This is a genomic window from Pseudomonas sp. NPDC087804, from assembly GCF_044742965.1.
Taxonomy (GTDB): Bacteria; Pseudomonadota; Gammaproteobacteria; order Pseudomonadales; family Pseudomonadaceae; genus Aquipseudomonas; species Aquipseudomonas rustica.
In genome coordinates, this window is the sequence record NZ_JBIUVN010000001.1 from 1,528,409 (window position 1) to 1,552,562 (window position 24,154).

At 60.7% G+C, this 24,154-nt stretch carries 22 protein-coding genes; 6 read left to right on the forward strand and 16 right to left on the reverse strand.

The features are described from left to right. Positions 1-36: 36 nt before the first annotated feature. From ACIOMO_RS06735 to ACIOMO_RS06755, 5 genes are all read right to left on the reverse strand, one after another. On the reverse strand, positions 37-1,467 hold the full coding sequence (locus ACIOMO_RS06735; RefSeq protein WP_159815049.1) for a sigma-54 dependent transcriptional regulator: 1,431 nt from the start codon (positions 1,465-1,467) through the stop codon (positions 37-39). After that, complete coding sequence (locus ACIOMO_RS06740) at positions 1,436-2,926, reverse strand: sensor histidine kinase (protein ID WP_401239230.1); 1,491 nt, start codon at positions 2,924-2,926, stop codon at positions 1,436-1,438. Before ACIOMO_RS06740 ends, ACIOMO_RS06735 begins: the two co-directional genes overlap by 32 nt. A 94-nt stretch (positions 2,927-3,020) precedes the next feature. Then, the gene (locus ACIOMO_RS06745) at positions 3,021-4,100 is read right to left on the reverse strand and encodes an SCO family protein (RefSeq protein ID WP_401239233.1); all 1,080 of its coding nucleotides are present in this window, start codon (positions 4,098-4,100) and stop codon (positions 3,021-3,023) included. 17 nt (positions 4,101-4,117) lie between these two features. After that, complete coding sequence (locus tag ACIOMO_RS06750) at positions 4,118-6,925, reverse strand: multicopper oxidase domain-containing protein (protein ID WP_401239237.1); 2,808 nt, start codon at positions 6,923-6,925, stop codon at positions 4,118-4,120. Positions 6,926-7,199: 274 nt separating this feature from the next. Further along, complete coding sequence (locus ACIOMO_RS06755) at positions 7,200-8,648, reverse strand: sensor histidine kinase (protein WP_401239240.1); 1,449 nt, start codon at positions 8,646-8,648, stop codon at positions 7,200-7,202. Between the two features lie 416 nt (positions 8,649-9,064). Between ACIOMO_RS06755 and ACIOMO_RS06760 the strand changes: the two genes are divergently transcribed. The 6 genes from ACIOMO_RS06760 to ACIOMO_RS06785 all read left to right on the forward strand — a co-directional run bounded on the left by ACIOMO_RS06760 (position 9,065) and on the right by ACIOMO_RS06785 (position 15,447). Beyond that, a complete protein-coding gene (locus tag ACIOMO_RS06760) occupies positions 9,065-10,411 on the forward strand; it encodes a hypothetical protein (RefSeq protein WP_401239243.1) in 1,347 nt (448 codons plus the stop codon). Positions 10,412-10,446: 35 nt separating this feature from the next. Next, the gene (locus tag ACIOMO_RS06765; protein ID WP_401239246.1) at positions 10,447-12,675 is read left to right on the forward strand and encodes an Ig-like domain-containing protein; all 2,229 of its coding nucleotides are present in this window, start codon (positions 10,447-10,449) and stop codon (positions 12,673-12,675) included. 70 nt (positions 12,676-12,745) lie between these two features. Further along, positions 12,746-13,210 (forward strand): curlin, encoded by a 465-nt coding sequence (locus ACIOMO_RS06770; protein ID WP_053119098.1) that lies wholly within the window; start codon positions 12,746-12,748, stop codon positions 13,208-13,210. A 28-nt stretch (positions 13,211-13,238) separates the two neighbouring features. Next, positions 13,239-14,690, forward strand: coding sequence for a curlin (locus tag ACIOMO_RS06775; RefSeq protein WP_401239249.1), 1,452 nt, complete (start codon positions 13,239-13,241; stop codon positions 14,688-14,690). A 276-nt stretch (positions 14,691-14,966) separates the two neighbouring features. After that, a complete protein-coding gene (locus ACIOMO_RS06780) occupies positions 14,967-15,173 on the forward strand; it encodes a hypothetical protein (RefSeq protein WP_034152589.1) in 207 nt (68 codons plus the stop codon). After that, positions 15,163-15,447: a type II toxin-antitoxin system RelE/ParE family toxin gene (locus ACIOMO_RS06785; protein ID WP_082341417.1), complete on the forward strand. Its 285-nt coding sequence runs from the start codon at positions 15,163-15,165 to the stop codon at positions 15,445-15,447. The genes ACIOMO_RS06780 and ACIOMO_RS06785 overlap by 11 nt, the downstream gene beginning before the upstream one ends. 173 nt (positions 15,448-15,620) lie before the next feature. Here the strand turns inward: ACIOMO_RS06785 and ACIOMO_RS06790 are convergent, their stop codons facing one another. The 11 genes from ACIOMO_RS06790 to ACIOMO_RS06840 all read right to left on the reverse strand — a co-directional run bounded on the left by ACIOMO_RS06790 (position 15,621) and on the right by ACIOMO_RS06840 (position 24,154). Further along, a complete protein-coding gene (locus tag ACIOMO_RS06790; protein WP_401239253.1) occupies positions 15,621-15,992 on the reverse strand; it encodes a DUF6124 family protein in 372 nt (123 codons plus the stop codon). A 1,649-nt stretch (positions 15,993-17,641) separates the two neighbouring features. Next, positions 17,642-18,502 carry a CsgG/HfaB family protein gene (locus ACIOMO_RS06795; protein WP_053119091.1) on the reverse strand — a complete coding sequence of 287 codons (861 nt, stop codon included), beginning with the start codon at positions 18,500-18,502 and terminating at the stop codon, positions 17,642-17,644. A 28-nt stretch (positions 18,503-18,530) separates the two neighbouring features. After that, entirely contained in the window at positions 18,531-18,962 is a 432-nt protein-coding gene (locus tag ACIOMO_RS06800; protein ID WP_282357072.1) for a curli assembly protein CsgF, read from the reverse strand. Then, positions 18,959-19,351 (reverse strand): curli production assembly/transport protein CsgE, encoded by a 393-nt coding sequence (gene csgE, locus ACIOMO_RS06805; RefSeq protein WP_401239257.1) that lies wholly within the window; start codon positions 19,349-19,351, stop codon positions 18,959-18,961. The genes ACIOMO_RS06800 and csgE overlap by 4 nt, the downstream gene beginning before the upstream one ends. Next, positions 19,348-19,887, reverse strand: coding sequence for a type II secretion system protein (locus tag ACIOMO_RS06810; protein WP_053119087.1), 540 nt, complete (start codon positions 19,885-19,887; stop codon positions 19,348-19,350). The genes csgE and ACIOMO_RS06810 overlap by 4 nt, the downstream gene beginning before the upstream one ends. Beyond that, positions 19,862-20,236, reverse strand: a complete 375-nt coding sequence (locus tag ACIOMO_RS06815; protein ID WP_007919395.1) for a type II secretion system protein — start codon at positions 20,234-20,236, stop codon at positions 19,862-19,864. The genes ACIOMO_RS06810 and ACIOMO_RS06815 overlap by 26 nt, the downstream gene beginning before the upstream one ends. Before the next feature lie 5 nt (positions 20,237-20,241). Continuing rightward, positions 20,242-20,715 (reverse strand): type II secretion system protein, encoded by a 474-nt coding sequence (locus tag ACIOMO_RS06820; RefSeq protein ID WP_401239260.1) that lies wholly within the window; start codon positions 20,713-20,715, stop codon positions 20,242-20,244. A gap of 2 nt (positions 20,716-20,717) precedes the next feature. Further along, positions 20,718-22,565 (reverse strand): secretin N-terminal domain-containing protein, encoded by a 1,848-nt coding sequence (locus tag ACIOMO_RS06825; protein WP_008086656.1) that lies wholly within the window; start codon positions 22,563-22,565, stop codon positions 20,718-20,720. Next, the gene (locus ACIOMO_RS06830; protein ID WP_401239263.1) at positions 22,562-23,074 is read right to left on the reverse strand and encodes a hypothetical protein; all 513 of its coding nucleotides are present in this window, start codon (positions 23,072-23,074) and stop codon (positions 22,562-22,564) included. Before ACIOMO_RS06830 ends, ACIOMO_RS06825 begins: the two co-directional genes overlap by 4 nt. Next, positions 23,074-23,622, reverse strand: a complete 549-nt coding sequence (locus ACIOMO_RS06835; RefSeq protein WP_401239266.1) for a GspMb/PilO family protein — start codon at positions 23,620-23,622, stop codon at positions 23,074-23,076. The genes ACIOMO_RS06830 and ACIOMO_RS06835 overlap by 1 nt, the downstream gene beginning before the upstream one ends. Further along, positions 23,609-24,154, reverse strand: a complete 546-nt coding sequence (locus ACIOMO_RS06840) for a PilN domain-containing protein (protein ID WP_008086652.1) — start codon at positions 24,152-24,154, stop codon at positions 23,609-23,611. The genes ACIOMO_RS06835 and ACIOMO_RS06840 overlap by 14 nt, the downstream gene beginning before the upstream one ends.

Below are 24,154 nucleotides of genomic sequence, written 5' to 3' on the forward strand. Positions count from 1 at the left end.
CGCAGCCTTCGGCAGCTCCTACATTGTGTACGGCCGCTACCACTGCCGTTTATCCGGGCGGGCCAGGCCGAGTTTTTCGATGCGGTAACGCAGCATGTCGCGGCTCAGGCCGAGCAAGCGCGCGGATTTGGTGACGTTCCAGTCGGTCTTGTCGAGCATCTTGCGCACCATATCGCGCTCCACCTCCGGCAGGTTCATAGATTCGGTATTGCTCGCCGGCCGTGGTTCGTAGTGCACCGGCGCTTCATGAATATGCAGCGGCGGCTCGTCGACCAGGCTCATGCACACATTAAGTTGATGCGCGGCAATCGTATCGCTCGGCGCCAGCAGCACAGTTTGCTCAAGCATGTTGCGCAGTTCGCGCACGTTGCCCGGCCAGGTGTAACTGAGCAGCAACTCCTCGGCCTGCTGGCTGAAATGCAGATTCGGTTTGCCGTAACGCTTGCCATGGCTGGCGAGGAAATGCCGCGCGAGCAGCAAAATATCGTCACCGCGCGCATACAAACGCGGCACTTTGATCGAAATAATCCGCAGCCGGAAAAACAGATCACGCCTGAATTTGCCCTGCTGCACCATTTGCTCAAGGTTGCAGTTGGTCGCGCTGATCACCCGCAGATTGACCTTGCGCTCCTTCACCGAACCCACCCGGCGAATCGTCCGATCCTCCAGCAATTTCAAAATCTTCGCCTGCAACAGCAGATCCATCTCGCCAATCTCATCGAGAAACAGCGTGCCGCCATCCGCCGCTTCCACCAGCCCGACCCGGCGATCCTTGGCGTCGGTGAACGCGCCCTTCTCATGCCCGAACAGTTCAGATTCCACCAGATTCGACGGAATCGACGCGCAGTTGAATTCAATGAACGGGCCTTTGCTACGCGGGCCGTCGAAGTGCAGCGCACGGGCCACCAGTTCCTTGCCGGTGCCGGTCTCGCCTTCGACCAACACCGGTGGCAGATCGGTGTTGGCCATGCGCCGTTCGGCGTCGAGCAACTGGCCGATGGTGTTTTTCAGATACTGCATCGGCGCCGAGTCGCCGATCAGCGCCTGTATCCCGGATTTCTGCGCCTCGCGCTCCTGATAGAACGACAGCGTGCGCTCCATCCGTTCAGTGGCCAGGGCCTTGTCGAGCAGCAGTTTGAGTTCCGCCAACGCGACCGGTTTGGTCACGTAATGAAAGGCGCCCTCCTTCATCGCCACCACGGCGTCTTCGACGTTGCCGTAACCGGTCATCATGATCACTTTGAGATCCGGCGCGCTGACGCGCAGCTTCTGGATCAGGTCGTGACCACTCATGCCCGGCAGCGAGTTATCCGTCAGGACGATGTCGGGCATAAAGCTTTCCAGTCGCTCCAGCGCGTCTTCGGCCGAATGGCAGACTGTCACCTCGAAGTCTTTGCGCTCCAGGTAGGTCTGAATATTCTCGGCCAACAGTTCGTCATCCTCGACCAGCAGAATGCTGTGTTCCATATTCCCCTCCCGATGCCACTTTGAAGTTGAGACTGACGCGGGTTCCTTCCTGCTCGCGGCTGGTCAGGACGACCGAACCTTGAAAACGCTCCATGATTCTTTTAACCAACGCCAGGCCAACCCCGAGGCCGCCCTGTTTGGTGGTGAAAAACGGTTTGAACACCAGCAGTTGCTGCGACGCGCTCATGCCCTTGCCGGTGTCGCTCAGGGTCATGCGCACGCTGTCCGGCTGCGGTGATTCGAATTCAATGCTGAGTACGCCGCCCTTGGGCATGGCTTCCAGAGCATTGGCAAACAGGCTATTGAGTATCTGCGTGAGCAGCACCTTCTGACTGACCACCGGCAAGCAATTTTGTGGACTGAATCGCACTTCAACGCCGTTACGCCTGATCAACGCATCGAAGGCACCCAACGTGTCCTCAACCGCCAGCACCAGATCCACCGCTTCGCCGTCGTCATTCATCGGCCGTAACGACACCAGCAGTTCGCGCACCCAGCGCGACATGCGGTCGACCTGACTGATGATGTCGCCGATATTGCGTTGCGCACCGGGGCTGGCGACTTCCTGAGCCAGTTCGGCGCTGGAGCGAATCGTCGCCAGCGGATTACGCAAACTGTGCGCCACCGCCGAAGACATCTCGCCCAGCGCGACAAAGGTTTCGTTGCTGATCAATTGCTGTTGTTGGCTTTGCAGCAATTTCGCCGCGCGCCGGACAATCCAGAACAAAGCGAGAAAAATGGCTGCACCACCGAAACACGTGGCTGCCCAGATCGAGGCGAAACCGCGATCGATGCGATCGACCAGATCCGACGGTTCCTTGTAGATCTCGACCATGGCAATGACTTTGCTTTTATCGGCATTGAACATCGGGATGTAGTTCTCGATGAACAGGTATTTCGGCTCGCGCAGCAGACGCTGTTCCGGACGTTCGTCGTCAATCTTGTGGTAGCTGGAGGACACCGGCACTCTCATCTCGAACGACTCGTCGAGTTCGTCGTCATCGTCGATGTGCACGCCGATCAGCTCGGCGTTGGTCGACCAGATCACCGTGCGATCCAGCGCATAAACGGTGGCCAGTAAAATGTCCGGCAAGTGTTCGACGTGATCGAGAAACTCGGTACGCGCCGACGCCTGTAACGCCGGATCAACATCGGGATAGTGGTTATCCTGGCGCGGGTCGAGCATCTCGCCCATCGTCCGGTTCGGATTGATTTTGGCGTGGCGCATCTCCGCCTCGCCGATGGCCTGAACAAATTGCGCGGTCAGCAGCGCGTCACGCTCGACGCTTTCGGTGACCACGAAGCGCGTGGAGATGTAACCGAGCCCCAGCGCCACGGCAGCAATGATGAAAAAACTGGCGAGCGTGAACCAGCGCAGCAGATCGAACTGCTCACGCCAGCCCTTGCCTGCGACCGATGCGTTCGGTGCAGAGGTTTTTTGTGCTTCCAGTCGCTGCATGGGAGTGCCCTGGAGTGTTTGTATCGAAGCGGTTACAGCCCTTAGTGTAGGTGGCTATGACCGCGACACACGGTTCAATGATGCTATTTTGCCGCTAGCGCATCTGACTCACTGTCGCGGCGCTATCGCCCGGTTTTACTGGCGTCAAGCCGCCGTCGGCCAAGCCTTTGGCAGACGTCTGCTGACGTTCGGTTTCGTCACTGAGGAAGTCGATGATCGACTGCGCCGACGCTTCGTCGAGGCGCAGGTTGGGCATCGGGATTCGCTCGAACTGTTCATACAGTTGCAGTGCAATCGGGTCTTTTTCCGCAAGCAAGCGATCCGGTTCACGAATCCAGCGATTCAGCCATTTGGGGTCGCGGTTGCGGGTTACGCCAATCAGGTCGGGGCCGATGTTGCGCATGCCGATGCCCTGGCCATCCTGCGGGCCGAGGCTGTGGCACGAGGCGCAGCGGGTGCGAAACAGTTCTTCACCGTTGCTCGGCGGGCGAATATCCGGGGCGTTCGCGTAGCTTTCTTCGATGCTCGGCTGCTTCCAGTTCTGCAAGGTGTTGGCCAGTTGATCGGCAAGAATCCACGGATTTTCGAATGGCGAAGCTTTCATCCAGCGCCCGGTGGTCTGATTGCCGACGATCAGGCTGAGGTTGTGATCCTTGCTGCGGCCGTTGTCGACACCTTCGATGAACAGCCCGAGTTTCTTGCGCAGGTCGGTGACGTCTTCGAATTCGCCGGTGAGAAACTTCCAGCCGGGGCCGACCTTGAAGCGTTGCGAATAGGCCTTGAGCACCTCGGGCGTATCGCTCAGCGGATCGATGCTGATCGAGTAGAAGAAAATGTCCTGCCCGACCCGATCGCCGAGCAGTTTCTGCACCTGGCGCAGGCGCGCGGTTTCCAGTGGGCAGGAGTCGCTGCACGAGGTGAAGATGAAGTTGATCACCACCACTTTGTCTTTGATCAGGTCATCGAAAAAATGCACCTGCTGACCGTCCTGATCGGTCAGCAGGGTATTGGGGAAATAGTCGCCACCCCACGGGGTGGCGGATTCGCTGGCCGCGGGCGGTTGGCCGACGCTGGCCTGATGTGCCAGCAGCACGCGGCTGCCGAGCACACAGACCACCAGCATCAGCACCAGGTGCATGCCCAGCGCGCGGGAACGCGGTGTGGGTGTTGGCATGACGGCGCGCTCGCGGTTCATTTTTTCACGGTCACTTGCGGGCCGAAGCCATCGCCGTTGCGGAAGGTTGGCAGCGCAGCGGAGTTGACGTAGCGCACGCCGTCCCAACTTGGCAGAGGCGTCGGCATCAACTGCAGTTGCCCGGGCTTCTCAAGGTCCCAACGCAGCAGCATCGAGTTGTCCTCATGCTGAGTGTTGTGACAGTGCTCCATGTACGTCCCGGCAAACTCGCGGAAGTTGATCGCCATCTCGACGCTGTCCAGCCCATCGTTTTCCGAACCGATGCGATAGACGTCTTTGCGCGCCCATTTTTCCCATTCAGGCGGTGCCTTGCCGCCGCGACTGAGGATGATCCCCTCCTCGAAGTGCACGTGCACCGGATGGCTCCAGCCCTTGCCGCCGGCCTTGATGTTCCACACCTCCAGGGTGCCGAATCCGGTGATCCCGGCGTCGGTCGGGCCGCTGGACAATTTGGTCGAGGCGTTGAGGCGCCTTGGATCCATGTGGAAGCCGAACCCGCCATCGGTCTTGACCGTCCACGGCGCTTCATCAGTGCCGTCGGAACGGCCGAAGGTGAAGGTGCGGTGACGGGCGTTGGCCAGCAGTGCTTTGTCGGCAGCGTTGTCGCGGTGAATCTTCAGCGGAATCATCACCAGCCCTTCAGCCTTGCCCGGTTTGGCCGGCTCGTAGGCTGCCGGATCCATCGCCAGATCCTGGCCGGTGTAGGCCTTGACGTTGAGCTGCAAGACTTTGCCCACCGCCGGATCGCCCTTGTCCCACTGCGGGCCTTTGCTGCTCTGCTTGATTACCGCGAGGTATTTCTCGGAGAGCACGTCGGCCAGCGAGATCACGTCTTTCGGCCCCTTGCCGTCGTCGTGGGCCTGCAAGTTGAGGAAGAACAGTTTGTCGCCGGGTTTGATGCCGTTTTTGGCGAAGTTGACGATGATGTCGAAGCGCTCGGCAATACCCTGGGTCGGCAAGATCGCGTTGTGGTTCTGTTTGTCGCCGTCGGCATCGAGATCCATCGAGCCGTCGAATGGCACGCTGTGCTCCATGATGTTGCCGTCGTTGGCGATCATGTGAAACGGCACGCGGCTGTACGACACGCCAGAGTTTTTCGGCCCTTGAAACTCGCCGCTGCTGCCTTTGATCTCACGCACCAGCGCCAGTTTGAAGTAACGCGACACCGAGCCGTTGAGGATGCGGAAACGGTAGCTGCGCGCACGCACGTCGAGGGTCGGTTTCCACTGCCAGTTGACCAGCACCTGATCGCCGAGGAAGCCGTCGGTGTTGAACGGGTTGAACCACAACTGGCCTTCCTGATCCCAGGCCTTGTCGGCGAACACCAGGTTGACGTCGTAGTCGCGGTTGCCCCACGGCAAGGCGCTGCCGCTGGGCAGGCGCAGGTTGACGCCGTCGTTGACCGACTCGTTGCCGCGATCCAGCGCGCTGTAGTAATTCATCATCGCCGCGTTGCCCTTGTAGACATTCTGCGCGGTGAAATCGAGCATGTGATCGTGGAACCAGTGGGTGCTCATGGTCTCGCGCCAGTCGCCGCGAATCTTTATGGTGCCGTGGTCGCAGGTCTTTTTCGCCGGGGCCAGGTCGTTGACCCACAGGGTTTCACCCGCTGCGCAGGGGAACGCTGCGCGCGGGTCTTCAGCCTTGGTGTTGATGCTGTCGTAACCGGCGAGCTGGATCGGCCAGCGATAGTCGTAGAACTGCCCCGGGAAGAAAAATGCGTTGGCATAACCGTCGCTTTCTGCCGGCGCGTGACCGTTGTGCTCGTGGGTACTGATGGTGTGCAAGCCGAAACCACGGTTGGCCGCCGGATCAATCGGCAAGCCGTTGTAGTGACGCATCATCACCGGCTGGCCGTAACGCACCATCAACAGCTTCGGTGGCAGCGTGCCGTCGAACGTCCACACCGCGTTGTGGTTCTGCACCGGCATGTTCGGGTGAAAGCGCGGGTCGACGCCTTTGGCCGTGCCGTCCGTCAGCGGTACACCGGCGACGTTGTGGTACAGGCCGCCGGGGCCGAATTCGCCCACGGCGTAATGGTGCATCTGCACGCTGTCACGCAGGCCGCCATTGATGCGCGCACCGGTTTGCGCGGTTTTGTAGGCAACTTGCGGGTAGAACTCGTTCCAGCGCTGGTGCGCCCAGCCCTTTCCTGGCGGCCGCCCTTCTGCCGACGAACCGATATGGCGGTTGAGGAACACCTCGATCTGCGCCTGCCACGGGTTGCGGTCGACAATGTTGGAGAACTGGCTGGGGAATGGCGTCAGGCCCGGTTGACGCAAGAACGCGTCGAGCGCAGTGCCGGGTGGCGCACTGCGGGCGACGTTGTTCGGATCCTGCGCGGGAGCCGGGCCGATCGCGGCCGGCGGAAATGGCAGCGGCGCGGCGGGAGTGGTCGGGTCGAGTTTTTCCGGGCCGAACTCTTCGAACAACACCAATTGCTGGGTGAACGGCTGCGCGCCATAGAGCGGGCTCGGCTTGCCGTTGGTGGGGTAGTTGAAACTGGTCTGCACGGTCGGCGGCAGGCTGTTTTCCGCACGCGGAGTGTCACGCGAGCCTTTGACGCCGTCGGGCAAGTCGAAAGAATCTTCGTTGGCCTCGGGCATGGTCAGGATGGCGTTGAGCGCCGTCGCCTCATCCGCCGGCTCGTCGTAGTAGGCCGACGGATCGGACGCTTCGGGCTCGCGCTCGTCATCGATCGGGCTCGCTCTAACGCCGGCCATGGTGCCGAGGGTCAACAGCAGGAAGACGCTCAGCGGCGTCAGCAGGAAGGTGTTGCTTGGGTTTCGCGTTGTTCTGTCCATCACCAGCCGCCTCATCAAGGAAGGGGTGATGGTGTTTTGCAACTAGTGCGCCAAGAATTTATTTCCAGTTGTTACAGGGGCTTGCGGGGGCTGCGGGTGTCCCCACTCCCCGGTGACCGGGGCTTGACACCCAGTGATGGGGGAAGTTCATAAAAATTTTGGGGCATACATAATCCCTGTAGGAGCTGCCGAAGGCTGCGATCTTTTGATCTTGTTTTTTAAGATCAAGATCAAAAGATCGCAGCCTTCGGCAGCTCCTACAGGGGTTAGCGAATTACTCGACGAGTTGGAAGGCCAGGCGCACGGTGGTGCCCTCGCCTTCGCGGCTGTGCAGGGTTACGCCGCCGCCGAAGCGTTCCATGATGCGTTTGACCAGCACCAGACCGACGCCGAGGCCGCCGGCCTTGGTGGTGAAAAACGGCCGGAAGGCCATGGTGCGCTGTTCTTCGTTCATGCCTTTGCCGGTGTCGCTGAGCACCACGCAAACGCCACGATCGTCGCTTGGTTCGAGGCTGATGGTCAGCGTGCCGCCCTTGTCCATCGCCTCCAGCGCGTTGGCCAGCAGGCTGTTGAGGATCTGCGTCAGTTGCACCGGCTGGCTCAGCACCATTGGCGTGTGCTGCGGCTGAAACACTACTTTTACGCCTGCCCTGGCGATCTGCTGTTCGAAGGCGACGAGGCTCTCGTGCAGCGCCGCCACGAGGTTCACCGGTTCCGGGTCATCGTTGAGCGGACGCAACGACTGCAGCAACTCGCGCACCCATTTCGACATGCGATCGACCTGGCCGATGATGTCTTTGATGTTCTTCTCGGCCGGGCCGGCGTCGAACTCCAACGCGAGCTCGGCGCTGGAACGGATGGTCGCCAGCGGATTGCGCAAACTGTGCGCCACGGCGGAGGACATCTCGCCCAACGCAACATACGTTTCATTGGCGATCAGTTGTTTTTGCTGCACGGCGAGCAAAATCGCCGCGCGCCGCACGATCCAGTACAAGCCCAGATAAATCAGCCCGCCGCCGAGCGCAGTGGCCAGCCAGATCAGGATCATTCCACGCTCCATGCGCGCGATCAGGTCTTTGGGTTCCTTATAAATCTCGACCATCGCCGTGACGGTCTTGCCGTCGGCGTCGAACAGCGGGATGTAGTTTTCGATAAAGATGTAGTCCGGCGGGATGACGAACTTCTGTTCTTCACGCGCCTTGTCGACGTCGTGATAGCTGGCCGACACCGGAATCTTTTCGTTGAAGGCGCGATCAAGGTCTTCGTCGGCATGGATGCTGGTGCCGACGAGAACCGGGTTGGTCGACCAGATCACCTGGCGATCCGGCGCATAGATGTTGGCGAGGATCACGTCGGGCAAGTGTTCGATGTGATCGAGAAACTCTCCGCGCGCATCGGCCCGGGCTTGTGGATCGACATCGGGAAAATCCTTGTCTTGGCGCGGGTCGAGCAACTCGCCCATGGTGCGCACGTTGGGGATCGAGACGTGGCGCACTTCGGCTGAAGCGATGGCCTGAATGAATTGCGCGGTGAGCAAGGCATCACGCTGCACGCTTTCCTCGATCACAAACCGCGTCGACACTGCTCCGAGCGCCACCGCTACGGTGGCGATCACCGCCATGCTGATCAGCGAAAACCAGCGCAGCAGGTTGAACGGCTGCTTGCGCGAGCCCAACCGTAGCGTGCCCTCCTCAACCGGAAGCGATTTCGACTGCATGTTCATGGCGGCGACTTCCCGATACATCCCTATAGGGTTATAGCCCACGGGTGGGGGTTTGCCCGGTTGCGGGGATATCGACCCGATGCACACCTGCCAAACCCACCGCAAATCCCTGTAGGAGCTGCCGAAGGCTGCGATCTTTTGATCCTGTTTTTAAATCAAGATCAAAAGATCGCAGCCTTCGGCAGCTCCTACAGGGGTTATGTGTTTGGCAGGTAATGGATGTTCATCCCCATCGTCCCCGATTCTGGGGAATTGCGCCCTTTTCCCGCCTGTCGCGCTCGGCACTTCGCAACTGCGAAACCCCTCTACCCCGGCCCTCTCCCGCCCATTCACTGCACCTTGGCATGGAAGGTGTACAGGCCCTCTGCAACTGACCCATCCCCAAGGGGCAGGTACTTCGATAGAGGGATTAACTCATGCACCCTTTACTGTCCAAAACCGCGACCGTCCTGGTCGTGAGCGCCTTGGCCCAGGGCATTGCTCAGGCCGCTTTGTTTGCTGTAGATCCGGGCCCGTACACACCGGCCAGTGGCGGTTTCGCCAATTGGTATCAGGACACCCACGGTCGCACCCTCGATCTGTGCCTGTCGAAAGCACTCAGCTCGCGAGTGCCAAGCGCACCCGGCGCGCCGTCGTACATGTGCTCGCTGCTACCGACCCCCGGCGTGTTTGACGACACCCAACCGATCGTCTTCCCGAGCAACTTTCCAGACGAAGCGTTCTGGTTCACCGGCGAAACCACCCTCGTCGACGCCGCACGCGGGATCGACCTGACCTACGTCAGTGCCATCGAAGCCGCGTTCGCCGCCGAAGAACCGGTGGAAGGTGATCAAGTCAGCTTCGCGCGAATCCGTATTCGCGTCGACGTGCCCACCGCGGGCACCTACGTCATCACCCACCCGTACGGCGTCGATGTGTTCAACATCGACACCCCCGGTCGCCGTGCGATCAACATGACCCGCGACATCGGCATCGGCACTCCGAAAACCTATGACGGCGCACTCAAGGGCGACATCGGCCCGTTCCTGCGCAGCGTCAACGGCCCGTACACCGAGACCAATCCGCTGACCGGTGCCGCCGAACAATTTGTTGGCGATCCGAACCTTTCCGAAGCGGTGACGGGCAGTCCGTTCAACACCAACTTCGTGCGCATCGAAGGCCCGAATGGTCTGGATCTGCGTTCCACGACGTTTGCCGTCTCCGGCAAATTGTCGACCGTCGTGCGGCCAACGCCGATGATCGCGCAGCGCAGCACCTACTCACGCAAGGCCGGCGACAGCGCACCGGTGGCGCAGCAAGACGTGTTCGTCCTCGCGCCGCCGGCACCGGGTACGGCGGCCGTCACCAGCAGCACGCCCGTGCTGAACATGACCGAAGCCAACAGCACCGGCAGTTGGTATGCACAGTCCTCGGTCAACCCGACCCTGCCGACCACCTTGCAAGTGACCGCCGACAACCACTTGGCCATCGCCAGCAGCACGCCGACCACCCTGCCCATGGCCCTGACCGACCTGGTGGTGATCCAGAGCGCGCAATACAGCCTGAGCTCCGGCCAACTCACCGTGGTGGCCTCGACCAGCGACGAAACCTCGCCGCCACTACTTACCGCGACCTCCGGCAGCGGCGCCGCCATCGGTGCGCTCGGTGGCGACGGCGCGTTGAAAACCCTGGCCACCGGGATCTCGCCGATTCCACCGGCCAAGGTGCGCGTGACGTCGTCCAACGGCGGCAGCGACACCGAAGAAGTGGTCATCGTGCAATGAACGCTCACATGCCCAGATCCGCATCAGGAGGCATCATGAACAAGTGGCCACGCTTTGCGCTCAACGCGCTCGGGCTCGCTCTCTCGCTGACCGGCAGTGCCTATGCGCAACTCGCCGCCGTCGACCCCGGCCCCTACACCTTCGCCACCGGGAAATTCCCGATGTGGTATCAGGACGAAAACCAGCTGTCGATGGAGCTCTGCCAGTCGCGCGCCGCCAGCTCGCGAGTGGCGGCCAGCGTGCCACCGGCCTACATGTGCATCCTGCTCGCCGAGCCGGGTATCTACGATGATGCTCAGCCGATGATTTTCCCGGACAACTGGCCGCCGGAAGCGTTCTGGTTTCTGGCCGAAACCACCATCGCCAATAACGCCGCCGGTTACGGGATGGACGCCTACGTCGCCGGGATTGAAGCGGCGTTCGCCTCGGAAAATCCGGCCGATGGTGATCAGCAAAGCTTCGCGCGGATTCGCATCCGGGTGAACGTACCGCTTGCCGGCACCTACACCATCACTCACCCGTATGGTGTGGAAACGGTCAACGTCACCGCGCCTGGCCGGCGGGCGATCAACATCACTCGCGACATCGGCATCGGCGCACCGGGCAATTTCAGCGGTGCTGTCGGTGGTGCGATCGGCCCGTTCCTGCGCAGCGTCAACGGGCCGTACACCGAAGTGAACCCGGACACCGGCGCCACCGAAACTTTTGTTGGCGACCCGAACCTCAACGAAGCGGTGACCGGCAGCCCGTTCAACACCAACTTCGTGCGCATCACCGGGCCTGCCGGCACCATCCAGTCGAACGTGTTCAGCCTGTCCGGCAAAGTGCTCGACAACCGTCAGCAGACCCACGTCGACATCGATCGCGCAACCTATCGCCGCACCGCCGCTGGCGTGCGCGCCGAGGTGTTCGCCAAGGCTGACAGCAGCTCGACCCTGTGCTTCCGCGAAACCGTTGCGTTGCTGCCCGGCCCACCACAAACGCCGTGCCAGACCAATCTGCTGGGCGACAACAACGGTCTGTTCTTCGGCCATCGATTGGGCACCGGTGCTGTCCCTCCGGTAGTGGTCGTGACGGCCACCAACCCGACCGGAACCACTCGGCCAACGGCCGTATCGGCCAAGCTCACCGACGTGGTGAAAGTGCAGACCGCACGTTACAACTGGGCCAACCACAGCCTGCTGATCGAAGCCACTTCGAGCGATGAAGTGGCGATCCCGGACATGGTTGCCCAAGGCTACGGACGTTTGTCGAAGACCGGCACTCTGCAGCGCATTACCGTCGCCGACCTGACTCAGCCGCCGGCTACCGTGACGGTGAAATCCGCCGCCGGCGGCAGTGACACTGAGCCTGTTGTGGTGGTCGGCACTGCACCGAACACCGGTGAGAACCAGGCGCCAATCGCCAACGCCGATGCTGGCAGCACCAGTTTTGGTGTGCCGATCACCCTCAGCTTGCTGACCAACGACAGCGATGCCGATGGCGATAATCCACTGGGCATCACCGCGTTGACTCAACCGGCGGCCGGTCAAGGCACCGTCGCACTCAACGGCAGCACCTCGGTGGTCTACACCCCGCCAGCGGTGGTGAACGCGCCACTGACCACGACCTTCACCTACAAGGCGCAGGACGCCAAAGGTCTGGCCTCGGCCAACCCGGCGACCGTAACCATCACCGTCGCGCCAAACCAGGCACCGACCGCCGTCGCCGACAGCGTCGCCACTCTGGGCGTAGCGATCCCGATCAACGTGCTGGCCAACGACACCGATCCGGAAGGCAACGTGCCGCTGGCCGTCAACAGCCTGACCCAACCCGCCGCCGGACGCGGCACGGTCAGCAGCAACGGCACGGTGATCACCTACACCCCGCCCGCCACCGTCACCACGGCGTTCACCACGACCTTCACCTACATCGCTCGGGACAACTTCGGTGCCCTGTCGACGCCGGCCACAGTCACGGTGCAAGTGTCGCCACGGCCAGCGGCGGAAACCTTCGCCGTGACCGCATCGACGGTGCAGGCACGCTCCGGCGGACGCTTCAACTGGGACTTCACCGGCACCTCGTCAGTGACCACCGGCAACACCATCACCGTGCAGGTCACGACCCCGACCGGGCTGGTCACTCTTGGCACCACCACGGTGCCGTTGACCGGACGCTGGCGGCTGACGCTGAACAACACGACGGTCGTGCCATCGGCCAACCCGACCGCGACGATCCGCTCATCTCAGGGCACCGTGCGCACGGTCTCGGTGACCACGCTGTAAGCCAGATCCCCAGCCACTTTCGGGTGGCTGGGGCCCTTCAAATCGGTTAACGCCTGACAGGATGTAAGCCATGAACACGCCGACCGCCGCCCTGCTTTGCCTGCTTCTGCTGTGCAGCAGCGCGGGCGTGCGCGCCGACGACCTGATGGACAACGACGACCTGGCCCCGACCAGCAGCGACCTCGGCGAACTGCCCCCACCCGTGGGTCAGCAAGCCCTGATCGATCAACTCGGCCAAGCCAACGTCGCCCTGCTGCAACAGAACGGTCAGTCGCTGCTCGGGCAGATCGTGCAGTCGGGCAGCAATCAGGAGGCGTACATCCTGCAACAGGGCAGCGACCTGATGGCCCTGATCAACCAGAACGGTTCCGGCAACGCCGCCTCCATCACGCAAAACGGCAGCCACAACCGCGCGCAGATTTCGCAAAACGGCAACAACAACGACGCCAGCATCGAGCAGGCCGGCGCGGGGCTGCAAAGCGCCGTGACCCAGTCGGGCAACGGCATGAGCGTTTCGGTCAAGCAATATCGCTAAGCACTGCAAATCATCGGAGAGTTCAATCATGTTCAAACTGACGCCCCTCACCGCCGCCCTGCTGGTCATGATCAGTGCCCAGGCCATGGCCGACGACAGCCTGTCCAACCAGAACCAGGCCGGTACCGCCAACATCGCGGACGTGAAACAGACCCAGGCCCCGTTCAGCACGGCCACCCAGACGCAACTGGGCCAAGGCAACGACGCCGCCGCCGTGCAAGACCACGCCAGCAGCGTGATCACCCAGGAAGCGGTCGGCGACTACAACGCCGGCTACGCCGAACAACTTTACGAAGACAACGCCACCATCACCCAACAACAAGTCGGCGCCTTCAACACCGCCCACGCCAGCCAGTCGCTGGGCTTCGGCTCACCGAACAGCGCGCTGCAACAACAGCAAGGCACCGGCAACTTCTCGTTCGTCTATCAGGATTCGCAGAACGGCAGCGAAGGCAAAACCTTCCAGTACGGCGACAGCAACGAAGCCAACATCGAGCAACTCTATGAAGGCAGCGGCAACAGCGCGGTGATCACCCAATTCGGCACCGCCAACTACGGCACCGCCGAACAAGTCACCCACAACGGCGGCCAGATCGGCATCAACCAGGCCGGCGAAAACAACTACGCCTACGGCGACCAGCGCGACGGCACCGGCGGCAACATCACCATCAACCAGTTCGGCAACCTCAACGGCAGCGAAATCTGGCAAGACGCGCAACTGGCCAGTCAGGCGACCGTCAACCAATACGGCGACAGCAACGAAACCGTGGTCGACCAAAGCTTCGGCGAAAACAACACCGCCGCCGTCACCCAGGTCGGCAACACCAACGCGATCTACGCCGACCAGTTCGAATCGGTCAACTCGACCCTGGCGCTCTATCAGGTGGGTAATGGCAACGTCCACTTCACCTACCAAAGCGGCGACGGCCACGCCCTCAGCGCCACCTCCGTGGGCAACGACAACAAGGTCTACGCCAGCAACTGGAAAGGCCCGCAACTCGGCGGCCAATTCGGCAGCAACCAACGCGCGAACGTGACTCAGGCGGGGAATGGCAACATCGCCAGCTTCACTCAGGATGGTGTCGGACAAGTGATGACCACGCAGCAGACCGGGACGGGCAACAAGACCACGGTCAGTCAGGCCGAGTCGTATAACGAGCTGTATTTTGATCAGAATGGCAGCGACAACATTTTGATCTCGGATCAGCGCGGGACGACCAACCTGATTCAGGGTTCTTCGAATGGCACCGGCAACAGTGCTGAGTTCGATCAATCCGGGACTGGCAACCAGGCGTATACCGCGCAGTTGTATGGTAGCGACAACATGATCACTGTTAAGCAGGCGGATACCATGAACGTGGCGTACGTGACCCAAGGCGGTACGGGGAACATTGCCAATGTCGATCAGAGTGGGGTTACGCAGACGGCAAATATTCAGCAGTTCGGGTCGGCTAACCAGGCGACGGTTTTGCAGCAGTAGGGGTTGGGTGTTGATGGGCCGCGATTCTCTGGTGAGGGGCGTCGCGGTTTTTTTTGCGCTGACGATTGAGTTGCGTCCTACGGAAAACGGAACGTTTTTAGAAATTCGGGGAGTTTTCTGACAAGTTCTGGCGGTTGGCCGTCGGAAGTGCAGGCTCTAGGATTTGCCGGGACAACTTGATCCTCATGGAGCTTGGCCTACATGCAATTCATCCAGACAGCGACGACAGCGATACCGTTAACGAATAGACTTCGAGGCACCAAACCCGGAGGTTCTATGATCGACCCGTCTTTGATCGACCCACTGTGCCCGGTTGTTTCGGATCTTGATCCCGAGGAACAGGCTGCGAGTTATGACCGTTGGTTTCGGGCCGAAGTACAGGCCTCTCTCGATGATCCGCGCCCGAGTATTCCCCATGAGCAAGTGATGGAGGAAATCAACGCCTTGATGGAATCAATGCGCAAAAGCGCTGATGCAGATTAAGTGGCGACCCAAGGCTCGGGTCGAACTCTCGAAAATCCTGAAGTACATTGGCGAGCGAAATTTTGTAGCGGCGACTGCACTTCACAAGTCCGTCGTAAAAACTACATCTGCGCTTTGTTGGCATCCCCACCTGTATCGCAAAGGTCGCTCTCCCGGCACTCGAGAGATTGTGGTAAGCCCGAACTATCTCGTCGTTTATCAAGTGGCGGACCACATTGAGATTGTGAGCATCTTGCATGCGCGTCAGGAGTACCCTCGACGCGACCCCGGTTAGGATCGCTTCCTCGTCTCAACACAAGAAACCGTGCTTCCCGTGGAGGTACGGTTTTTTTGATCGTTCCCACGCTCTGCGCGGGAATGCCTCTCGGGACGCTCCGCGTTCCAACTCGCGAATTTGACGCAGAGCGTCAAGGGCTGCATTCCTTTGCTGCGCGTGGGAAAGATCAATCAGCCATCCTTCAACTCGACGTGATCCAGCGCTTGGTTGACTGCCAGTTCGCCCAGCATGACGACTTGGGCGATGCCCAGTGCTGTCTTGCGCTGTGAGGTTTCCAGGGAGGCGGCGAAGTTGATGAGCATTTCGCTGGCCGAGCCCAGGGTTTCGCTGGCGTTGGCCAGCAGGGATTCGGTGTTGTACCGGGGGTTGGCGAGGTACATGGGTTCCGGCTCGTTGGCGCTGGACATGATGTGGGCGGCGGGATTGAGGTAGAAATCCAGGGCGCGGTCGGCGGCTTCGTGGAGTTTTTTGCTGTCGACTGAGGCGTAGGGGGATGTGGTGTTGGTGTCTGATTCTGGGGGGTTGGGGGTTGGTTTTTTCATGATTATTTACCCTGTATGACGGTTATAGCTGGCCCCCATTCGGTTTCCAAGCGAATAGGTGGCAGCTGTACGCAGGTTGGAAACCCGGGACAGAGGCAACCCGGCAGACACAAGGTCTCCCACGCACAGCCGCCATAACAAAGTGCACACAGTGAAGGTGCGCAAGGATACGTTATGAATGGCGCTTGTGCGCTCTGTAGTTACTCGGGTTTCCACGCCCGGTCGCTGATTTGACAGCGACGAACACAGACTAGAGACCGCACGTCCGACGGACAACCTGAAAACCTTGTGGGAAGGTTCCGCAGATTTGAAACAACTTTTAAACATTCAGGAATCGGAATGCGATCCAGGTGGGAGTGGGCTTGCTCACGAAAGCGGCAAGACAATCAACACATCATCGACTGACCTGACGCCTTCGCGTGCAAGCCCGCTCCCACAAGGGAACCGAGTACAGACGGAAGAGATGCGTTGCCTGTCAGGCCGCCTTCGCGAGCAAGCTCAGCGCCTACAAAAGCAAGATCAACAGATCGCAGCCTTCGGCAGCTCCTACACAGGATGAGCGCAAGCTCGACTGCTGCTGTTGATCTTGATCTCGGAGCCCGTCGGCAGGCTGAGTGGAGGGATTGATCCGGGGGTGGGAGCGCAGCGACCGTTTGGCGCAGCCAAACACAGCGAGAGGAGGTGCAGCGAAGCAAACCGTAGGCGCTGCGCCCGGATCAATCCCGGAGCGAAGGAACCCCGAGCTTTAGCGAGTGGGCCGAACGTCAGGGCAAAGCCTTTTGGGTTACCTTTTCGGCGTTTGGAAAAGGTGACCCGCCGTAAGGGCGGAACCCTAAGTGGCCGTTACCGTAGGAATGGATATGTACTCAGTCAGAAAGAACTCATTGCCTGACAAAAAGCCTTCGCGAGCAAGCTCAGCGCCTACAAAAGCAAGATCAACAAATCGCAGCCTTCGGCAGCTCCTACAGTGAATGTGTGCAACCGGCGGGAATTGGTCGGCTCATAGATCGCCATCGCTGGCAAGCCAGCTCCCACAAGAAGTTGGGTACATCCGCAATAGCTACTGTGTCTGAGAGATAGCTATCGCGAGCAGGCTCACTCCTACAATTGAATCACGTGCTGTCAGCAAGAGATTGGGCGGCTGTCAGGCCGCCTTCGCGAGCAAGCTCAGCGCCTACAAAAGCAAGATCAAAAGATCGCAGCCTTCGGCAGCTCCTACACAGGATGAGCGTTAGCTCGGCTGCAGCTTTTGATCTGTAAGGCGACGTCGGAAGGCTGAGTGGAGGGATTGATCCGGGGGTGGGAGCGCAGCGACCGTTTGGCGCAGCCAAACACAGCGAGAGGAGGTGCAGCGAAGCAAACCGTAGGCGCTGCGCCCGGATCGATCACGGAGCGAAGGAACCCCGAGCTTTAGCGAGCGGGCCGTACGTAGGAGCAAGCGTTTTTTTGCTTACTTTTTTTAGGCGTTTGTAAAAAAAGTGAGTCGCCGTCAGGGCGAAACCCTAGGTGGCCGTTGCCGCAGGAATGGATATGTACTCAGTCAGAAAGAACCCCAGCGCCTGACAAAAAGCCTTCGCGAGCAGGCTCACTCCTACAGGTTTAAACCGGTTTCGGCCAAAAGAACCTGGTCGGCCCGAAGGCCGCCACGTTCACTCCGCCTCCGGATCCACCTTGTTCTGGCTCAAATACCGATTCAACACATCATCCTGCCCAGGCACAGAAGCGTCCCCCGCCACCTGCCACAACCGCCGCTCAATCCCCTGCGCCACCATATGCCCCACCGCCGCCTCAATCGCCGACAACACACACAACTGCGCCGGCTCATTCGTGGTGTAGCCAACCTCAGCCTCAAGCAACTTCTTGAACTCGATAAACTTGAAAATCCCCGCACTGCGCGCCACCGAATAAATCGTCTTGCTGGTCATCACATTCGACAACACCTGCCCGCTACGCACATCCACCGCACGCAAGTTCACAGTCACCTGATCCACCCGATATTCCCGAGAAATATCAATCCCCAAATACCGCGCCCCTTCCCCACCGCTACGCACATTCGTGTCATACGCGATGATCCCGCCCTCAAGCATCATGTTCGCCGCCTGCAACGGCGGCAGCTCACCCTGAATATTCACCGGCGTATTCGGCTTCTTCTGCGACGCGCGAATGATCTTGCGTTCGGTCAACAGGTTCTGCAGCCCTTCCCGCTCCAGCACCACAAACCAGCCACTGGCCTGCATCGCGTCCATCAACATCGACGCCGCACCCTGAGTCACACTGGTGGAAAACGAACTCGCCGGCGTCGGCTTGTACTGCCCGGTCTGATCACGGAACCCGTACACCACCGCCATCAACCGCCCCTTGGGCCGCGGCATCTTCAGCAAGTCGTAATAAGTCGAGGCCCTGGGGGTCAGGGTTGGAGTTTCGGTGTCCTGCTCGGCCGACATCGGCTCACGCAGACTGCACCCTTGTAATGTCGCCAACAGCAGCCCTAACGCGATGATCTTTTTCATGTCCGTTCTCCCCGGAACCGTCAGCCCGTCACGGGTTGAGGCCGTTCACCTGAATTTCCGAAACCTCACCGGTCGCTCGATCGGTCACTTCAATGCTCAGTGCCCCGGAGTCGTCGATGACGTTGACGATAAAAGAGTCGGTGGACAGGCTCCCCGTGTTGCCGGTGGAGATGTTGTCCAGCAACTGCCCTAGCAGCCGCGATTGCAATTGACTGGTGAAGCGCTCCAGCGCCGAGGTGCCGGCCACCGCCGAGCGGCTCTTGATGTCCGGGTCGTCGTGATCGTTTTGCGCCTGTGCGTTGTTGAGCAACCAGGTGCCGTTGAGCGGGTTGCCGCCGAACGACGGGTTGACCGGCGTGTAGACCAGTTCAGTGGCCTGGACAGCGGCAGCGCTGGCGAGCCCGATCAACAACCCCGAGATCCACAATCCGCTGCGCCGTGAGAACGTTTTGCTGTTCATAGTTCGTCCTTCTCAAGGTCGGTGGTGTCCTGCAACAGAGCCTCCAGCTTGCGCTGGACAACCTGGCGTCGAACCCAGTCGGCGGCCGCGTAGGCCTCGTCCTTCAGTTCCACGGTGTTCGGCGGCAGGAAGCGCCGATAAACCAGGCGTTGCTGATATTCCACGGTCACCAGGCTGCCCCAGCGCGCGTCAGGCCGCTCGCGCACCACCAGGTTGAAATCCATCGGGCTGGTGTCGCGCAGGCGTTCACTGAACGAGTAATAAAAGTCGTGGCCGATGTGCGAGATCGTGTCGTCGACGATGAAGCCCATCATTTCGTCTTCTTCACCGGCGCTGGCGCAGCACGCCACAGCGGTAAAGATCAGCGCGCACCACCAATGACGAGTCATGGCTGCAACGCCTGCGGCAAATTCGATTGCCCTTTCGCCGGGCCATTAGTGCCGTCAAGAAAGGCTTTTTCGGCGACGAACTGCCAGTCCGAATAACGCTGCATGCCGTCGAAATCCGACCACTGCGTCGGGAAGTCCGCCTGCTTCAACGGCAGCTCGGTCGACGGGCTATTGAGGCCGGTGATGCGTCCGTCAAAACCGCGTTGCAGCGCCCATTCACCCTGACCGATCGGATCGGGATAGAGCTGACGCAAGTGATGCTTGGCCTCAGGAAAACGCTGATCGTCGAGCAGGTCTTCAAGCTCTTTCGGGTACTGCGCCAGCCCCGGCGAACTGCGGTAGTAGCTGCGCAGCGCCTGCGCGTATTGGGTGCCGACCCAGAGCAACTGACGTTCACGGTCGCGGCGCGAAGCGGTCGACCACAACTCGCCGGCACTGGCCAAACCCATGCCCATCACCACAATCAGGAACAGCACGCCTAGGTAGGTGAAGCCACCCTGCTGCGCACGATTACCACTCGGAATACTGGCTGCCATCACGCGCCCTCCCGGTAGCACCGCTTTTGATATCGGCCACGCCGCCCGCGACACCGTCCGGTGGCGCGATCAACACCCACTGGTCTTTGCGTTCGGTGATCGGATCGAGTGGCGCGTTACGCAGGTAACGTTGTTCGATCAGTTGCTCGATGGAATCCGGATAACGGCCGGTGTCGCCGTAGAAGTGATCCAGCGCCTCGCGCATCGCCGACAGGCTCTGGCGCAAGGTGGTTTCCTTCGACGCTTCGAGGCTGTTGAAGTAGCGCGGCAGCGCGATGGTCATCAGCGTGGCGATGATCGCCATCACCACCATCAGCTCCAGCAAGGTAAAACCTTTTTCCCGGCGCATGAGGTTCACCACTCGCGGTAGGCGATGCCGTTGAGGCCCTTGCCCCGGGCGTGGGAGTAGACGTCGAACACGTCCTCGCCATCGCGCGGGTTTTGAGCCGAACTGTTGTAGGCGCGCAGGCCCCAACCCCCTTCATCATCACGTTTGGCCGGCACCAGCGGATCGCGCGGGATGCGGCGTAAAAAGTAGAACTTGGCGCCCTTCGCGCTGCGCACATCGCGCACGCCTTCGACCAGCACTTTCAGGTTCGGCGGGTAGCCGCTGCTGTTCAGCGACTTCTCGATGTAACCGGCATCGAACGCGCGTTTGTAGGCGTCGATACCATCGCGAATCTGGTACAGCGCATTGCGCAATTCCTGCTCCTTGCCACGCCGCACCAGGGTCTCGGTCAGTGGCGCGGCCATGCTCGCCAACAGGCCGATCAGGGCCAGCGTCACCACGACTTCGATCAGGGTGAAACCGCGCTGGGAGGCGTTCATGATCAAGGCTTCTCGACGGTGACGCGGGTGGTGGCCACGGCCGATTCACCGACGGCACGCGGCTGCGCGGCAGGCGACGGCATCACGTAGCTCTGCGAACGATCCGGTGCCTGGATGTGCATGCTGGTTTCGGTGCCGGTGGAGAACTCCATGTCCGACGGGCTCTGATACGGCAGGTTGCGCACGATCCGTGGAGTGATCGACAGCACCAGTTCGGATTTGCCGATGGTGTCCTTGTTGCTGCCGAACAAGCGGCCCAGCCCGGGGATGTCGCCGAGGCCGGGAATCTTGTTGCCGGTGGCGCCGTGATCGTTGCGCACCAGCCCGGCGAGGATCTGCGTTTCGCCGTCGTGCAGACGTAGCGAGGTCTGCGCGTTACGGGTATCGACCTGCACCGGGATCGTGCCCTGACGGGTCGGTTCCAGCGGCGTGGCGTTACTCACTTCCAGCGCGATCTTGATCGCCACTTCGTTGTTCAAATGCACGGTGGGCGTCACTTCGAGCTTCAGACCGACATCCAGGTAGGTCACGCTTTCAGTGATCACCGGCCCCTGCGTCGACGGCACCGAGGTGGCGCTGATGATCGGCACACGCTGACCGATGTGAATGCGCGCCTGTTCGCGGTTACTGACACGAATCACCGGGCTGGCGAGGGTGTTGATGTCGTTGTCCTGCGCGTTGATCTTGGCTTGCGGCGACGGGCCGATGGAGATGCGGTCAGAGTTGATGCCCTTGAGTTGGCCCAACAGCGTCACCGGCGAACCATCGGAGTTGACCACGCCGAAAGTGCTCGGCCATTGCAGGCCAAGGTCGAGAATGCGCTGGGTGGCGACTTCCATCACCTCCACTTCGAGCACCACTTCCGGGTTGGACTGGTCTTGCGATTGCAGGAGTTTCTCGGCCATGCGCACGGCGTCTTCGGTGTCGCGCATGGTCAGGGTATTGAGGCGTTCGTCAACGAACACGTCGCGGGTCTTGAGCATGGTTTTCACCATGTTCAGCGCGGTGTTGGCGTCGATGCTGGTCAGGTAGAAAGTGCGCATCACCAGTTCCTGGTAATCCTTCACTTTCTGCGGCGAATCCGGGTAGATCAGCAAGGTGTTTTCGTTCACCACTTTTTGGTGCAACTGGTTCTGTTGCAGCAGCAAAGTCACCGCGTCTTCGATGCGCACGTCACGCACGAAGATTGTGGCTTTCATGTCTGGGCGCAGGTCTTTGTCGAAGATGAAATTCAGCCCGGCAACCTGCGACAGCACTTCGAAAATGGTCTTGAGGTTGGCGTCGCGAAATTCCAGGGTCACCGGGCGATCGAGCTTGGTGCGCAGTTGCGGATAGGCAATCACGTTGCGGCTCTGCACCAGACGAATGTTGCCTTGCAGCTCCAGCGCGCCGTCGTTGTTCGGGTCGAGTTCGAGGATCTGTTTGACCTGACGATCGGCGCCGTAGATGTCGCCGCGACGCAGGTCGCCACGGGCCAGCTCGAGTTTCTCGTCCATGCTGCGCAGGTAATCCATCTGCTTCAGGGCATCCTGAGCGCGGCGGTTATTCGGCTCGATGGTCAGCACTCGTGCGTAAGCGATACGTGCCGAGGCGAAGTCGCGGCGCGAGCGATCGGTGTCGCCGGAGGTCAGCAGCGCGGTGATCGCCTTGGCTCGGCCGCTGTTGAGCAGTAAGTGCAATTCGGTGTCGCGAGGATTTTCACGCAAACCTTCCTCGATGCGGGCCAGCCCCGCCTCGTACTGACCCTGTTCAATCAGGTCGGCGGCTTCCTTGTTGGCCACCTGCGCAGAACTGCACGCGGCCAGCCCGGCGCACAGGCCCAGGCTCATCAGCAAACGGGAACGGTTCATTGCGTACTCCCCACAGACAGGGTCTGCGACAAATGCAAAGGCAGGTAGACCAGACGCAATTCCACATCGGAAATGCCGGTGATCTTCCAGGTGTCGTCGATCACATCCCCGTTGCGCACGACGTAGATTTTTTCGCCGTTCTGCAAAAACACTTGCAGGTCGCTGCGGTCGTGCAGCCTGCCGACGAACTGAAACGGCACCGGTGGCAGGCTCGGGGCTTGCACCACTGTTGCGGGATTGACGGCAATTTCGGTGACCGTGGCCAAGGTCGGCGCGGCCTTCCAGCTCTTGGCGGCGAACAGATCACCGGCCGGGCTCAAGTCCTTGATCGGCGCCTCTTTGGCCTTGGCGATGCTGGTCGGCAGCGCACCACGGGTTTTCCCCTGTGTGGCGACGGCCACTTGTTTCGAATCGGCGTCTTCGCTCGGCGAAAAATATTCCGGCAACCACGCCAGCGCAGCGGCCACACCGAAGAACGCTACCCACCCTGTCACGCGCTTGGTATTCATCACGACCTCGACAGGAAAAGGGTCATACGGATCCGGCCATTGAGGTCGGTGTCGCCAATCTTTTTGCGTTGCAACTCGAGGTCTTCCACCACCACCGCCGGCAACTGGCCGAGCAAGGCGTGCACAAAGCGGCGCAGTTGCGGGTAGCTGCCGCGCACGGGAAGAAGGATCTGATAGCGCGCCAGATGGGTTTTCGGGTCGACGCCGAGCGCGTATTCGCCGCGCGCCAGGGTGATGTGTTCTTGCGCTGCGAGGGCGTAGATGCGGTCGATGGCGACGGTGGCTTGCGGCTGCGCCGGGAGTTTGTTACGGAAGTCGTCGAGCTGACGCTGCGGCACCACCGGCGGCGCGATGCTGCCGTCTTCAACCTTGGCCAGATATTCGCTGGCTTCCTGAGTTTGCTGGCTCAAGTGCTGCAAGGATTGCCAACCCGGCAGCAAACCAACGAGTGCCCAGGCCACGGCGACCAGCAGCAGCGCCAGTCCGGCGAGGCCCGGAATGCCGAGGCCTTGCAGGTATTCGTGGACGATCAGTCTAGGGATTCGCATCGCCCATCTCCCAAGTCGCCGACAGGTTGAATTGCACCGGTTGTTCCGGCGATTTGACGACGATTTCGTGGCTGAGCAGCGAGACGTCGGACAGCTCGTCGCTGGCTTCCAGACGTTTGTGGAAATCGAGCATCGCTTGCAGATCGCGCGCCTCGGCGCTGATCCGCACCTGGCCTTTGCGCGCATCCGGGGTCAGGCTCAGCAGTGCAACGTCATCGCGTGGCATCGCTTCGAGCATGGCGAACAGGCGTTCCCATGGGCGGCGCAGTTGCTGCGAGACCTTGCGCATTTCGGCGAGGTTCTGCGCTTGCTCGCGGGTTTCCGCCGGGCTCAGGGTGGACTTGGCGCCGTTGTCGCCGGTGAGCTGGCGCTGAGTGGTTTGCAGGTGGCCTTGTTGCTGTTCGGTGTGTGCGTCGAGGTGCTGTTGCACGCCGAAGCACAGCAGCGCCAGCAGCACTCCGCCGCCGAGCAAACTCCATCCCAAAGGGCCGGAACGAGGACGCGGCTGAAAGTCGAGGTTAAGGGCGCGCAT